Source organism: Brachyspira hyodysenteriae ATCC 27164 (assembly GCF_001676785.2).
Lineage (GTDB): Bacteria > Spirochaetota > Brachyspiria > Brachyspirales > Brachyspiraceae > Brachyspira > Brachyspira hyodysenteriae.
Map to the genome: position 1 here is coordinate 784149 of NZ_CP015910.2, position 15185 is coordinate 799333.

At 25.9% G+C, this 15185-nt stretch carries 12 protein-coding genes; 10 read left to right on the plus strand and 2 right to left on the minus strand.

What is annotated here, in order from left to right; all coding sequences use genetic code 11:
• Positions 1 to 35: 35 nt before the first annotated feature.
• The 6 genes from BHYOB78_RS03590 to BHYOB78_RS03615 all read left to right on the plus strand — a co-directional run bounded on the left by BHYOB78_RS03590 (position 36) and on the right by BHYOB78_RS03615 (position 7322).
• Entirely contained in the window at positions 36 to 998 is a 963-nt protein-coding gene (locus tag BHYOB78_RS03590) for an ABC transporter ATP-binding protein (RefSeq protein WP_012672014.1), read from the plus strand.
• A 19-nt stretch (positions 999 to 1017) separates the two neighbouring features.
• A complete protein-coding gene (locus tag BHYOB78_RS03595) occupies positions 1018 to 2643 on the plus strand; it encodes a hypothetical protein (RefSeq protein ID WP_020064174.1) in 1626 nt (541 codons plus the stop codon).
• 22 nt (positions 2644 to 2665) lie between these two features.
• Positions 2666 to 4240 (plus strand): hypothetical protein, encoded by a 1575-nt coding sequence (locus BHYOB78_RS03600; protein WP_020064173.1) that lies wholly within the window; start codon positions 2666 to 2668, stop codon positions 4238 to 4240.
• A gap of 131 nt (positions 4241 to 4371) precedes the next feature.
• Positions 4372 to 5976, plus strand: coding sequence for a peptide ABC transporter substrate-binding protein (locus BHYOB78_RS03605; protein WP_020064172.1), 1605 nt, complete (start codon positions 4372 to 4374; stop codon positions 5974 to 5976).
• 72 nt (positions 5977 to 6048) lie between these two features.
• Complete coding sequence (locus tag BHYOB78_RS03610; RefSeq protein WP_020064171.1) at positions 6049 to 6492, plus strand: MarR family winged helix-turn-helix transcriptional regulator; 444 nt, start codon at positions 6049 to 6051, stop codon at positions 6490 to 6492.
• Between the two features lie 26 nt (positions 6493 to 6518).
• On the plus strand, positions 6519 to 7322 hold the full coding sequence (locus BHYOB78_RS03615) for a hypothetical protein (RefSeq protein WP_020064170.1): 804 nt from the start codon (positions 6519 to 6521) through the stop codon (positions 7320 to 7322).
• On the opposite strand, the gene BHYOB78_RS03620 is transcribed toward BHYOB78_RS03615, so the two are convergent.
• The gene (locus BHYOB78_RS03620; protein ID WP_020064169.1) at positions 7319 to 8524 is read right to left on the minus strand and encodes a hypothetical protein; all 1206 of its coding nucleotides are present in this window, start codon (positions 8522 to 8524) and stop codon (positions 7319 to 7321) included. The two genes, BHYOB78_RS03615 and BHYOB78_RS03620, sit on opposite strands and share 4 nt — an antisense overlap.
• A 138-nt stretch (positions 8525 to 8662) precedes the next feature.
• Here BHYOB78_RS03620 and BHYOB78_RS03625 point away from each other — a divergent pair, with 138 nt between their 5' ends.
• Positions 8663 to 9520 carry a D-glycero-alpha-D-manno-heptose-1,7-bisphosphate 7-phosphatase gene (locus tag BHYOB78_RS03625; RefSeq protein ID WP_020064168.1) on the plus strand — a complete coding sequence of 286 codons (858 nt, stop codon included), beginning with the start codon at positions 8663 to 8665 and terminating at the stop codon, positions 9518 to 9520.
• A gap of 121 nt (positions 9521 to 9641) precedes the next feature.
• Here BHYOB78_RS03625 and BHYOB78_RS03630 read toward each other — a convergent pair whose 3' ends face one another.
• Entirely contained in the window at positions 9642 to 12032 is a 2391-nt protein-coding gene (locus tag BHYOB78_RS03630) for a chemotaxis protein CheA (RefSeq protein ID WP_020064167.1), read from the minus strand.
• A 153-nt stretch (positions 12033 to 12185) separates the two neighbouring features.
• Here BHYOB78_RS03630 and BHYOB78_RS03635 point away from each other — a divergent pair, with 153 nt between their 5' ends.
• From BHYOB78_RS03635 to BHYOB78_RS03645, 3 genes are read left to right on the plus strand one after another with little or no spacing between them, the layout of a single operon-like run.
• A complete protein-coding gene (locus BHYOB78_RS03635; RefSeq protein ID WP_020064166.1) occupies positions 12186 to 13493 on the plus strand; it encodes a UDP-glucose dehydrogenase family protein in 1308 nt (435 codons plus the stop codon).
• Positions 13494 to 13496: 3 nt separating this feature from the next.
• Positions 13497 to 14015 carry a metallophosphoesterase gene (locus BHYOB78_RS03640; RefSeq protein WP_012672024.1) on the plus strand — a complete coding sequence of 173 codons (519 nt, stop codon included), beginning with the start codon at positions 13497 to 13499 and terminating at the stop codon, positions 14013 to 14015.
• A complete protein-coding gene (locus BHYOB78_RS03645) occupies positions 14008 to 15183 on the plus strand; it encodes a DUF6348 family protein (RefSeq protein WP_020064165.1) in 1176 nt (391 codons plus the stop codon). The genes BHYOB78_RS03640 and BHYOB78_RS03645 overlap by 8 nt, the downstream gene beginning before the upstream one ends.
• Positions 15184 to 15185: the final 2 nt, after the last annotated feature.

The window sequence follows — 15185 nt, forward strand, 5'->3', positions numbered from 1 at the left end:
TTAAATAAAAATAGCATTGTATAAAGAGAGTTATTATGACACCTTTAATAGAAATACAAGATTTGAAACAACATTTTAAGATAAAAGGCGGATTCTTCGGAAGAAATATACAAACTGTAAAGGCAGTTGACGGAGTAAGTTTTACTATAAATAAAGGAGAAACTTTTGGGCTTGTAGGAGAGTCTGGAAGCGGTAAAACTACATTAGGAAGAACTTTACTACATTTGTATAAACCTACCAGCGGAAAAATATTCTTTAATGGTGAAGAAGTTAATAAAGAAAATTATAGAAATTATGCTAAAAAAATGCAGATAATTTTCCAAGACCCTTATGCTTCATTAAATCCTCGTATGACAGTTGAAGATATAATAGGCGAGGCATTAGATGTGCATAAACTCTATTCTACTAAAGAAGAAAGAAGAGAAAAAGTAATAAATCTTCTTAAACTTGTAGGGCTTAATGCTGAGCAGGCACAGAGATATCCTCATGAATTTTCAGGCGGACAAAGACAGCGTATAGGTATAGCCAGAGCTTTAGCAGTTAATCCAGAGTTTATAGTATGCGATGAGCCTGTATCTGCATTAGATGTATCCATTCAGGCACAGATTATAAATATGCTTTATGATATGCAGCAAGATATGGGGCTTACATATCTTTTTATTGCTCATGATTTGGCTGTAGTTCGTCAGATATCAAAAAGAATAGCAGTTATGTATTTAGGTAATATTGTTGAGCTTACGGACAGCGAATCATTATATACAAAATCTTTGCATCCTTATACTCAGTCTTTGATTTCAGCAATACCTATATCAGAGCCTTCAGTTGCAAAGACAAAAAAACGTATAATACTTTCAGGTGAAATCCCTTCTCCAATAAATCCTCCTTCAGGATGTAAATTTAGAACTAGATGTCCTAAGGCAGAAGCTATTTGTGCAGAGAAAGCTCCAGAGTTTAGAGAGGTAGAAAGCGGACATTTTTGTGCTTGTCATTTAGTATGATTTTAGGTTGGGGATTATTTTGAAAAAATTAGATAAATATTTTATAATACCAATTATCTTGATATTGTCTTCTATATTTGCTAATTTATTTCTCGATTATTATACTATTCCTAAAAGATTTATAGGTACAGTACAAATAGATCAGCCTACACATTTTTATGACATGAAAAAATGGTATGAAAGCGGTAAAATTCCAACTACTAGTACTAGATTTATAGCTAGTAGAATTATAGATGATGAATTTAATACTCCAAGAGTACCTGGCGGGGCTTATTATATATTTTATACCTTATTCTATAAATTAGCTTCTGAAAGTTTATTAGGAGCTAAAATAATTAATCTTATATTTAATTTGATTATAATATCTATATTTCTATTTTGGTTTTATAAAAGATTTGGATTAACAATTGTATCTTTTATTGCACCATTGATTTTATGTAATGGTTATTTTATTATTTCTATAACAGATTTTTGGAATCCAACTTTATCTTTAATATTTAGTTTTTTATTATTTATATTTTTATTTGAATATATTAACGATGCACAAGAGGATAGTGAAAGAAAGAATATAGTGAAGATTTCAGCAATATTAATTTTTCCAATAATTGCTGTAATGGCTCAGGGACATTTTTTTGTTTTCTTTTCTTTAGTACCTACTATTATTATTTATTTAATTATTAAATATAAACGTACTCTTAAGTATATTAAATTCTTTTCTATAGGTGTATTTTTATCTTTTTTACAATATTTGCCTTATATTATATCTGAATTTCAAAGTAATTTTTCTAATTTGAATATGATTTTTGGAACACGTTCTGGATTTACTAAATTTCCTTTTCCTCAGCTTCAGGCATTATTAATATTTCCTACTAATGAAATGTCTTTTTTTTATGGTTCAAAATTTATTTCTATTGTAAAATTTTGGAATATGTATCCTATTAAATTTATTGGCATATTATTTTTATTTATTAGTATTATTTTTGCTTTAATATGTTTTTTCAGAGCTGTATATTTCTCTTTATCTAAAAAATATATAACTTATTCAAATAATGAAAAAACTATTATTGATATGATGAAAATATTTTTACTTTTTATACCTGTTTCAATAGTAGGTAATATATTTGCAGGACAATTTGCTAAAATACATTATTTATATCAAATGTTTTCTTTATCTTTTATTCCTATAATATTATTTTTTCTGCAAAAAGAAAATAAAATTAAGAATTTTTTATATATACCATTTATTTTAATTTTTATTAATATAATAGTTATGACTTTACAAATAACAACTTATATAAAAAATTATGAATTACATTTTGATTATAATAATGTAAAAACTATAATATCTGCCTTATATAATGATTCTAAAAATAAGGATATCAAAGTAGATTTAATTTATAATCCTAATTATAATTATTTATATAGAGATATTGCTAAAATATATTTTCCAGATATGATTTTCAATCAAGTTGATAATTCTACTAATTTCTATATAATTGTTGATATGGTATCATCATCACAAAAAACAGAAGATAGTATATCAAATTATATGAATTATATTAATACTAATTCTATTTTAATAACTAATAGTTCAAAATTATATCTATATAAATATATTGGTAATGAATCTTTTAGAAAACCTTAGTGTTGTTTTTGGTGTGTAGTTTATGAAAAAAATTTTCATTGTTTTTATTTTTATTTCTATTGTATCAGCAGTATTTATACATATTTATGCATTTAATAAAACGGCTATATATATAGATCCGATATATCATTTATATGACATGAAACAATATTATGAAACAAAGACTATACCCGTTGTGGGAAATAGGCTTATGAATCCTGATTATGTTACAGATAACACTAGTTATGCAAGGATACCTGGAGGCTTTTATTATATACTTTATTTATTTTGCTATACTTTGGGAGGAACATCTATTATAGGAGCAAGAATTATCTATATTATATTTTGTATGATTATACTTGCTTTATTTTTATTTTGGATATATAAGAGATTTTCTTTATATTTATGTGCTGTTTTGTCTGGATTGATACTAACTAATGGGTATGTTATATTTTCTTCAAATGATTTTTGGAATCCGAATATACCTTTAATGCTTTCTTTCATATTGTTTATAATGTTTTCTGAGTATGTATCAAATAATGATGAGAAGATAGTTTTTACATCTGCAATGTTTATTTTTCCTATAGAAGCTTTAATGGCTCAAGGGCATATTGCTGTATTTTTTTCTATTGTTCCTACTACTATTTTTTATCTTATTTTTAGATATAAAAGAACATTAAAATATCTTAAATCACATTTGCTTGGAGTTTTTATAGCTTTTTTAACATATTTACCTTATCTAGTTTCAGAAATTAAAAATGGATTTTTAAATACTAATTTAATGCTTAATATGCAAAGTAGTTCAAGTTTTAAAGGTTTGCCTCAAGTTTATTCAATATTAATTTTTCCTACTAATGAAATGTCAGTTTTATACGGCAGTAATTCTACACCTGTTAATTATTTTTGGTTCAATGAAAATACTTTTTTTATAGGTATGATATTTTTGGCTTTTACTGCTGTTATTTCTTTGGCAGCATTTGTATATGCTATAATATTTTTAATTAAATCAAGAAAAATTAAATTAGAAAATAATACTGCTGTTATCGAAAAAGAAGTATTTATATTTTATTTATTATTTATACCGGCTACATGTTTTACATTTTTTATATCTAAATCACTACCTGGTACATTTAGGTATTTATATGGAGTGTTTGCTTTTTCTTTTATACCAATAATAATATTGTTTAATGAATTATTGAAAGATAAAAAGAAAATATTATTAACTTCTATAATACTTCTTACATTAAATAGCATTAATATGGGATTTCTTCATATGACAAGATATTATAATTTATTTGAAGCTCCATATACAGAGAAAAAATTTAGAAATATATTGACGGCTATATCAAAAGATGCTGAAGGAAATTCTTTTAAGCTAATACTATATGATGATCATTATTTTGATAATATGCAAGTATCTTATTTTCCGAATTTAGAGTGGAATAGAGATGATAATTCAAAATTAACTTATTTTATATATTATGAAATAGATAATATAAGATTAAAAACAACTGGTAAAAATAAACATTATGATGATATATTAAATAATTTGCCTAATGATGCTGAGCTTATTGCTGGTGATGATAAATTAAGAGTTTACAGATATATTGAACAATAATATAGTAATTATTATTTTAATAAATTAAATACTTTTTATTTTAAAATTGCATATATAATTAATTTTTTGTTGACAATACTTTATTATGAAATATAATTCCATAAATAAATAACATACTAAGGTTAGGTACAATGAAAAAGTATATTTTTATAGTTTTTATTATTTCTGTTTTTATATTCTCATGTTCAAACAAGTCTAATATTGAAGATAATGCGGTATATGTGAATTTAGGTGCTGAGCCTAAAACTATAGATCCTGCTTTGAATATAACATTGCAGGGTTCTACATATGTAACTCATTTATTTGAATGTTTAACTACGAAGTATAAAGATATTGCCATTCAGCCTGGAGCAGCAGAGAGCTGGGATATATCTGAAGACGGACTTACATATATTTTTCATTTAAGAACTAATGGTAAATGGTCTGACGGAAAACCTTTAACTGCGCATGATTTTGAATATTCATGGAAGAGAGTAGTTGACCCTGATACTGCAAGTGAACCTAGTTATTTATTTGAACCTATACTTAACTTTTCTAATGTTAATGGCGGATATATGCCTGTTGATGAATTTGGAATAAAGGCTATAGATGATTATACTTTAGAGGTAAAATTAGAATATCCTACAGCTTATTTTTTGGAGCTTGTGAACTTGCCTGTATTTTCACCGGTAAGAAAGGATATGGTAGAAAAAGATCCTGATAATTGGACTAGAAATCCTAAAACTTGTATAGGTAACGGAGCTTTTGCTTTATATGAAAGAAAACCTGATCAAAGTATTACAGTTATAAAAAATACTAATTATTGGGCAGCTGATACTATAGTTGCTGAAAAAATTAAATTTGTTCTTATGGATAATCCTAATTCTGCAGTGGCTGGAGTGAAAGAAGGCTCTTTACATTTTTCAGATCAATTCCCTTATCAGGATATAGATACTTTGAGAGAAGAAGGCTATATTGATACTGCTACTAGAATAGGTACTCAGTATTATGCTTTAAATACTACTAATGAAACTTTAAAAGATAAAAGAGTAAGAAAGGCATTATCTCTTGCAATAGATAGAAACTATATAGTAGAAAATGTTTTGAAATCAGGAAAACCTGCTGGGGCATTAGTTCCTTGGGGGGTTACAGATGTTGAAGGATATTTCAGAGATAATGCTGGTGAATATATAAGCACAAATAAAGAAGATTATAAAAAGAATGTAGAAGAAGCTCAGAGATTAATGGCTGAGGCAGGCTATCCTAATGGAGAAGGTTTCCCTGTATTAGAGTTCTTCCTTACTTTCAGTAATGATATACCTATGTTTGAAGCTGTGCAGAATATGTGGAAAGTTAATCTTGGAATAGATGTTAAACTTACTCAGATGGAATTCGCTCCATTTATTCATGCATTTAGAACAGAAAGAAATTATACTATGGCCGCAGCAAGCTGGACAGGAAGTTATAATGATCCTACTACTTTTTTAGGTATGTTTGTAAGCTATTCATATAAAAATCACTCTCTATTTACTAATAAAGCATTTGATGATGCAATAATTGCAGCTTCAAGAACTATAGATCAGAATATTAGAATGAGAGAATTACATAAGGCTGAAAAAATATTGATAGAAGATGAGGCTGTTATAATACCTATAGCATATTTCGAACCTGCTGTATTAAAAAGTCCGAATTTGAAAGATGTATTTTATATACCTTTTGCTCAGTATAAATTTTCATATTCCTATTTAGAAAAATAAATATTGATTTATGATAAAAATTGTATATCATGTAGTATATGTGGAAATTATATTACTTAGGAATCATTTATTATGGAAGACATTTTTATAGGAAAATTAATTAAAGAATTGCATACTACTTTGGATAATAGATTCAATAGGTTTTTAGATAGACATAAATTAACTTCTTCTCAAATGGATATATTAATGTTTCTTTATCATAATGAAGAGAAAATAATTAATCAAAGAGATATAGAAAATTTTTTGGGTTTAAGTAATCCTACAATAGCAGGTACTTTATATCGTCTTGAAAAAAAGGGATTTATAAAAAGAAAGATAAGCTCTGAAGATAAGAGGTATAAAGAAATATATCTTACTCAAAAAAGCAAGAAATTAAAAGAGATTGTATTTGAAGATATTAGGAGAAATAATGAAACTATGTTTTCTAATATGACAGATGAGGAAAAAGAAACTTTAGTATTCATAATAAAAAAACTTCTTAGCAATATACAAGATAAGGATAATCCTTTTAACTAGTTTTATAGAATTATAAAAAATAAGTTATGATTGGAATAGAAGTTGATAAAAAAGCTAAAAGAATATTATTCAATTATTTCTGGAAAAATGGCTGGATAGATGATAGCAAAATGCATATAAATGAAGAAGATTTTTTATATGCAAAAGAAAAAGGCTTGATGTTTGACTTTTCAAAAGAAATTATTAAATATGATGAGCTTATAAAAAATATATCTAATCTTATAAAAGAAATAGATTTTAATGATACAGTAAAAGCTTTTTTATGCAGTTTATCATCTAGGGCAATTCATTTAAGAAGTTTTGTATCTAGTTATTATTTAGGTCAAAAAATAATTTCTTATGATTTTTCAAAAAATGAAAATATAGAAAATGAATTTTATAAAAAATATAATATCATTGTAGATGATTTTAAGTTAGAACATCAAAATGTTTATAATTTTGAGAAATATAAATGGGGCGGAGTGAGACTTGAACAATTATCTTATATTTATTTTGATTTAAGAGAGTTCAGTAAAATTGATTTTGAGTTTAATCCTACAAAAGAAGATATAAATATTTTTAATGCTATATTAGAAAAGATATATTCTTATAATATAAAAAATGATTCTGCAAACAAAATGCAAAAAGTATTAAAAGATATATTAAAATCCTCAAAATATGAAAGAATTATTCTTTTAGAAATACTTGCATATTTAGATATTTTAGAAGCAAAAGAAGAAAGGGACTACAGAGATACTGAATTATCAGAAAAGTTAATGAATTGGAGAGGCGGAGACTCCTATAGTAAAATTAATGCTCAAAATATATTCGGCAATTATTTACCTATTTAATTTATATACATTATTGGCATTACAAAGCATACAAATACAGAAAATACTAAATATACATATACAAACATTATAGGCTTATTATCTATTACTATATTTAATGTATTATTATCCTCTCTATTTTGAAATGAACTTATAAAAGATTTAATAGTATTTAAAGAAATCAATATTAAATGTATAAAGAATATTATATTCAAAATTATTAATGTTAATTTATTAGGAGTAAGTCCGTAATTTACTATTCTATATATAGTTGCTGTGATAGTGAGTATATCAAAAAGCAATGCAAATATTGGCACTATCAGATACATTGCTTTTATAAATATATTTGATTTATTCTCCATTCTTGTAAACATTAAATTAATTATAGTTAATGATAGAATTATATTATATAATATATATACTAATCTATTATTGTATGGTCTTGATTCATAAGGAAGTATAAGAAACATCATTATAAATATAGTAAATAGGTTAATCACTAAAATGAATCTTGAAATATACATTGATATTATAGATTTAGTATTATTATATATTTTGTATGCTATAAATGGTACGAATCCATACAAAAATATTATAAGACATATAACAATCTTTGCTATTGTAAATCCAATATCTGTTGATGATGAAAATAATGCTGCTATAGAAAATCCAACTATAAAAAGTGCATAAAATAATATAGCCAAAATTGTACTGCTTCCCGTATTAAGTATTAAAAACCATGTAAAAGTATCTCCGAATGAAGTAAAAAAGTCAGATATAGAATCAGTATCTGTTACATTAAATGAATTGTATGAAAGCATCATTATTACAAAAAATATAATATTAAAAAATATAATTCTATTCATTAATATTTGAAAATCTGGAGTATCGGTGGGAGGCATATAAACATAATTAAAAAATATATTAGAAAAACTTGCAATCAAAGATATAAATAAAAATGATAAAAATGTAATTAAAATAAGTTTTTTATTTAAATTATTTAAATGAAAAACTATAGTAAAACAAAATAGATAAAAACTAATAAAGAAATGCATATTTAAAAATATTGGGAGTATATAGTTTTCGTCTATATTTTTTAATGTAATTATATAAATACATGCAGGAATAGTTGATATTGCTGATATTAATATATATTGTAATGTTTTTAAATAATTTTTCTTTTTTATATTATTTTGAGTAGTTAAATTATTATTATTATTCATTTCATAAACTCCGTAATTTGACTAATAATATATATCATAAACAAAAAAAATCAATGTAAATAATACAATGCTTTTTATTGAAAAAACTCTTTTTTTATATTAAACTTAATTAATTATAAAATATTGGGATTTGCAATTATGTATAATGATATAGAAAATTATTTTTATGAGTTTTATAAAAAGTTTGAGAAAGATTCTGTATTAATGGCATTAGATTTTAATATTGATAATATGTTATCAAAAAATTCTAAATTATATACTATAGATAAAAGTTATAAAGTAATAAAAAATGATATAACAAATATTTTGTCAGGGTATTCATTCAATGATAATTTATTAGTTCATAATGGAAAATTGTATAATAAATCGGAAATAAATGATAATAAGGAATATATAAATAAATTGATAGATGAAGCATTCAATAAAAATATATTGTACGGCATACCTTCATATTTTGTAGATAATACTAAAAAAATTAATAAGGCATTATTTTTGGATAGAGATGGAGTATTAATTGAGGATGTTGGATATATAGGAACTACCGACAGAGTAAAAATAAATTCAGATTTTATTGATATAGTTAAATATGCAAAAGATAATGGATATATCACAATAGTAACAACAAATCAGGCAGGAGTATCATATAATTATTATACCAATGAAGATGTAGATAATGTTCATAAATACATATATGATGAATATAAAAATAAAGGTGCAATTGTAGATGATTTTTATTATTGTCCTTATCATATTAAAGGGCATGTTGAGCCTTATAACATAGTTTCTATGCTGAGAAAACCTGAATGCGGGATGCATTTGCTTGCTTCAAAGAAATATAATATAGATTTACTTAATTCTTTTATGATAGGCGATAGAGATACTGATATTGTAAAAATACCTTATCTTCGTACATTATTAGTTGCAACAGATGTTTATGATATAGAGAACAAAGAAAATATAGTAAAAATAGATGATATATACAATATTCTTAGATAAAAATTATTTGTATGAATAAAGTTCGATTGTAGTAAATTTAAATTGTATTAAGCAAATTATAGAACAATTTTATCTTTATTAAATTAATAGTAAATTATCCTCTATTTGAACTAATAATGGCTTACTGCTGTATTTCAGGTATTTCATTATTTTTTAATCTTTCAATAAAGCTTCTTAAATCGTTTTTGCTGCCTTGATTATTATTAACTTTTCCTCTTTCAATGATTCTCTTAGTACCAAGACTTACTATTGTTTGTATATCCAAAATGAAGCTTACAGTACCATCACCCAAAACAGTAGCACCAGCTAAACCTTCAGATTTTGTTATATTATCTTTAAGAGTCTTAATAACTATATCCTGTTCACCTATTAGGTTATTAACAAGAAGTGCCACTTTTTTACCTTCAGAAGAAAGTATAACAGCATAATAAGATTTTATATTGTTGTATCTTGAAGGAAGTCTGAATAATTCTTTTATGCTAAGTACATTGATAACATCATCCCTAACTTTAATAACTTCTATTCCTTCCAATTCCTGAATATCTTTAACATCTATTTTTACAGTTTCCAATATACTGTTAATAGGAACTGCATAATATTCTTTTTCAGCATCAACTATAAGTGCTTGAATAATAGCAACAGTAAGAGGAATTCTTAGGAAGAAAGTAGAACCTTTTCCCCATTCTGTTTCTATACCTACAGTACCATTGATTTTTTCTAAACTTTTCTTAACAACGTCCATACCAACACCCCTTCCGGATACATTGGTAATTTTAGCAGCTGTAGAGAAACCAGGAGCAAATATATATTCAAGCATTTGTCTTTCAGAAAGTTTTGCATCAGCAGATACAAGTCCTTTTTTGACAGCACTTTCAAATATTTTCTGAGGTATCATTCCTTTACCATCATCAGATATTTTAATAATAATCAAGTTACCTTCATGCGAAGCACTTAAAACAACTGTACCTGTTCTAGGTTTTCCTGCTTTTTCTCTTTCATCAGGATGTTCTATACCATGGTCCATAGCATTTCTTATGATGTGAACTAATGGGTCAACTAATACTTCAATAACGGATTTATCTAATTCAGTTTCCTCTCCGTACATTTCCAATTTAACTTCTTTACCCAAATCTCTTGATAAGTCCCTTATAAGACGAGGGAATCTATTGAATGTCTGAGCTATAGGAAGCATCCTAATTTTCATTACAGTTTCCTGTAATTCATTTGTTACCCTTGTAAGAAGCTGATAAGAGTTTCTGAATCTGTCCAATGTATTTTTAAACTCTTCTTCCATTTTTACAAATTCATTTAATTTATTATTGAATCCGTCAATATATGTATTTCTAATTTCTTTAGCTTCTTTTTTCTGCAAATGCTCTTCAAATTTTCTAAGTATCTGAACAATGCTGTCTCTGTAATATCTTTTAACTTCATTGATGCCGGTACCTATAATTTTTTGATATGAAGTAAGGTCATCATCATACTGTATATATGAACTTTTATTTGTTACAAGCTCTCCAACCTGGTTCATCATAGCATCAATTCTATCACTTTCAACCCTTAAGAAAGAGCTTTGTCTTTCTACTTTATGATCTTTACCGCCTTTACCAGCATCAGGTTTTTTAGCAGCACCTGAAGAAGCAGGAGTTGCCTTTTGAGCTTCTTTTTGTTTTTTCTCTTGAAGGAATTTCTCATATTCTTCAAGTATTATTTCTTCTATTGATATTTCTTTAGTAACATCAGGTAAAGTAATAGCATCTATTATAGTTTGATCTTCTTTAATAGCAGCGAGTATATAAGTTACATGTTCATAAAATTCATCACCTTCCAAAGCTTCAAGAGGAGGTATACTTCCCATTATTTCGCCTACATCTTTCAATGCAACGAATACTTGAACCCCGCCTACAGTTCTCATAGGACTCTCAGGATCAAAACTAACATGAACTAACTTAGTTTTTACATTTTCTTCTACATTATCCCTTATTATTCCAAGTAAATCGCTGTCATTTGGAAGAAGTTCATATTTATTAACTTTCTTTTCTGCTTCAGAGGCAGCAGGAGCATTTCCTGATGGAGCAGCTGCAGCAGGAGCATCTCCGGAAGATGGAGCAGGACCTTGTCCTAATTTCATATTTTTGAAATCTTCTAATTTTTTTATTTCTGCTTCTATATCTCCGGAATATTCGCTTTCTTCACTTGCAGTATTAATAAGGTCTTTTAATATATCTATACCTTTTAAAAGCACATCTATGGTAGCATCATCTACTTCAATTTTATTATTTCTTATTAAATCTAATAAGTCCTCAAATCTATGGGCATATTTTTGTGTTTCAACGAGTTCTACAGCACCGGCACTTCCTTTTAAAGTATGAACGGCCCTAAATATTTCCTGTATTGCATCAACATTGTTTCTTTCATTATCCAAAATAAGAATATTTTGTTCAAGTCTATCCAGCATTTCAAATGCTTCTTCAAAGAAATCTTTAAGCAGACTTTTTATATAATCATCCATTTATACGCCCCATAAAATTGAAAATCTTATTATATATTATCGTAAAAACCTAAAAATATCTATAGCAAATAATATTTTGCTTGAAAATATAATAATTTATTATATGATAAAAACAGTTAAATGTCTACTTTTTTATTTTAAAGGAGTGTAAAAATGAAAATATGTATAGTAGGTACAGGTTATGTTGGACTTATTACAGGTGCTTGTTTGGCAGAAATGGGTAATTATGTTATATGTGTTGATAATGATCAAGAAAAATTAAAAAAATTAAAAAATGGTATTACTCCTTTATATGAACCTGGATTGGAAGAACTTATAGTGGCAAATGTTTCTGAGGGAAGATTGGAATTTACAGATGATTTGGATTATGCTGTAAAAAAATCCATAGCATGTTTTATTGCTGTTGGTACTCCTTCAGGCGATGATGGAAGCTGTGATTTGAGCTTCGTACTTTCTGTAGCTAATGATATTGGAAAATCAATGAATGGATATAAGGTTATAGTAGATAAATCAACTGTACCTGTTGGAACTCATAAATTAGTAGAAGATGAAATAAAAAAACATTACAGCGGTGAATTTGATGTGGTTTCTAATCCTGAATTTTTAAAGCAAGGTGCTGCTGTAGATGACTTTTTAAAGCCTGACAGAGTAGTTATAGGTTCAAACTCAGAAAAAGCAATAGATATAATGAGAGATATTTATAATCCTTTTACTAGAACAGGAAATCCTATAATAATAATGGATGTTCGCTCTGCTGAAATGACTAAATATGCTGCTAATGCTTTTCTTGCTACTAAAATATCCTTTGCCAATGAAATAGCTAATATATGTGAAAAAGTTGGTGCTAATGCTGATTTGGTTAGAATTGGTATGTCAAGCGATAAGAGAATAGGAAATCAGTTTTTATTTCATGGTTTAGGATATGGCGGAAGCTGTTTCCCAAAAGATGTGCAGGCTTTAATAAAAACTGCTTCTGATTATGGTATAGATTCTGATTTGCTTAAAGCTACTCATCAAGTTAATGTTAATCAAAGAAAAATTTTTGTTAATAAGATTTTAAAATACTATAATAATGATATTAAAGGTAAAACTTTTGGTTTATGGGGATTAGCATTTAAACCTAGAACTAATGATATGAGAGAAGCTCCTGCCATCACTATAATAAATATGCTTTTAGATTCTGGTGCTAAAATAAGAGCTTATGACCCTAAGGCTTTTGATAATGCCAAGTCTATATTCGGTGATAAAATATATTATGCTGAAAATTCTTATGATGCTTTAAAAGATGCTGATGCTTTGATTTTAGTTACAGAATGGAATGAGTTTAGAAGACCTAGCTTTGATAAAATAAAAGAGTTATTAAAAGAACCTGTTATATTTGACGGCAGAAATCAATATGATAAGAAAAGAATGGCAGAAAGAGGTATTAAATACTTTTCATTAGGTGTTGCTGATAATTAATATATGATATATTTTACATCAGATACTCATTTTTTTTATATGTCTGCAAGCAGGAAAAAATTATTTAATGATTATAATGCTATGCATAACTGTTTGATAAATAAATGGAATGAAAAAATAGGTAAAGAAGATGATGTATATATAGTTGGTGATTTTTCTAATGAGATAGGATATTTAAAAACTACTGAGTTATTAAAATCATTAAATGGAAATAAATATCTTATAAAAGGAAATAATGATAATTTTTTAGATAATAATAAATTTGATAGAAAATTATTTAAGTTTATAAAAGATTATTATATTTTGGATATAAAAAGATATAGTACAATTATAAAAAAAATAGTATTATTTCATTATCCTATATTAGAATGGGAAGGATATTATAATAATACTATGTTAATACATGGACACTGGCATAAAGATAAAAAATATCATAGATTGGCATTTAATGTAGCATGCGATATTCATGATTTTAGCCCATTGTCTATTAATGAAATATTAGAAATGGTGCTTAATGAATAATTACAAAGATATACTATTAAACAGACTTCATACTACTATAAATCATAAAAATGAAATAGAGAATGACTGTATTAAATTTTTAAGTTATGATATTACTATTGAGCCTAAAATAGTGCAGATTGAAAAGAAGAAAAGTATATTATGTACTGTTTATTTTTATGTTAAAGCTCCTCTTTTTGATAATGTTTTTTTTGAATCTTCATCAAGTATAGCTTCAGATGAATATAAGGCTATAGAGCTTTCCTCTGATAACTTTGTATATTGTGCTTTACAAGGCATATTAGATTTTCTTTCAGGTATGCATCATCATGATATAGAAACTTCTATGCTTGGCAATAAAAAGATTTTTACAGTATGCGAAAGTCCTATATTAGGTTTAGGAAATATAGATAATAATATAAGCGATAAAGAAGATTTTTATAATGATTATATTGGATTTGATGAAAAAAACGGATATGCTAGTTTTTTATGGAATTGTATATATAAAGAAGTTCCTTTTATACTTCCAAATAATAGGGTGAGTTTTATAAAGACTTATGCTGCCAAAATGCCTAATGATGATATTATAGTTGAATGTACTATAAATAATATTCAAAATAAAATATTAGAAAACTGTGTTCAAAATGAGATTATTAAATGGGATAATAATGGAGAGTTCTTTTCTATAAAGCAGTTTTTCTTTATACTTCAATCGGATACTACTTATATTAAATATCATTATACAAAAGAAGAGATTGAATATTTTGTTATGGAGTATGTGCTTGAGTTTGAGAAATGTGATTTTGATTATGATGAATTTATAAAAAATATCAAAAACGTAATATCTGATAATAATATAAGAGAGGAGATAATAAATTTCATTCCAGAAATATGTGCTGAATATGCTTTTAAAGATGTTGTTTTTAATGATAGGGTAGATGTTAATATAGGAAATAATCATTATAATATATTGAAAACTCAATTTACAAGTTATAAATATGTTGAAGATTCATTGATAGACGGATTTTCAAATAAAATTTTTAAAAAAGAAACTTTTAACGAATTAGTTCATATAAGCAACTCTTATAATATAATATACGAGTCTATGCAAAATGATAATAATATAAAAATGAATGATATATTTGTTTCTGTAGCTTTTAATTTTACAGATGAATATAAATTTATATAAAA

Bases quoted from the DNA above. Each gene is read 5' to 3' on its own strand.
- BHYOB78_RS03645 (WP_020064165.1), top strand. From the start codon at position 14,008: ATGAATAATTACAAAGATATACTATTAAACAGACTTCATACTACTATA.
- BHYOB78_RS03610 (WP_020064171.1), top strand. From the start codon at position 6,049: ATGGAAGACATTTTTATAGGAAAATTAATTAAAGAATTGCATACTACT.
- BHYOB78_RS03620 (WP_020064169.1), bottom strand. From the start codon at position 8,524: ATGAATAATAATAATAATTTAACTACTCAAAATAATATAAAAAAGAAA.
- BHYOB78_RS03605 (WP_020064172.1), top strand. From the start codon at position 4,372: ATGAAAAAGTATATTTTTATAGTTTTTATTATTTCTGTTTTTATATTC.
- BHYOB78_RS03600 (WP_020064173.1), top strand. From the start codon at position 2,666: ATGAAAAAAATTTTCATTGTTTTTATTTTTATTTCTATTGTATCAGCA.
- BHYOB78_RS03615 (WP_020064170.1), top strand. From the start codon at position 6,519: ATGATTGGAATAGAAGTTGATAAAAAAGCTAAAAGAATATTATTCAAT.
- BHYOB78_RS03625 (WP_020064168.1), top strand. From the start codon at position 8,663: ATGTATAATGATATAGAAAATTATTTTTATGAGTTTTATAAAAAGTTT.
- BHYOB78_RS03630 (WP_020064167.1), bottom strand. From the start codon at position 12,032: ATGGATGATTATATAAAAAGTCTGCTTAAAGATTTCTTTGAAGAAGCA.
- BHYOB78_RS03635 (WP_020064166.1), top strand. From the start codon at position 12,186: ATGAAAATATGTATAGTAGGTACAGGTTATGTTGGACTTATTACAGGT.
- BHYOB78_RS03640 (WP_012672024.1), top strand. From the start codon at position 13,497: ATGATATATTTTACATCAGATACTCATTTTTTTTATATGTCTGCAAGC.
- BHYOB78_RS03590 (WP_012672014.1), top strand. From the start codon at position 36: ATGACACCTTTAATAGAAATACAAGATTTGAAACAACATTTTAAGATA.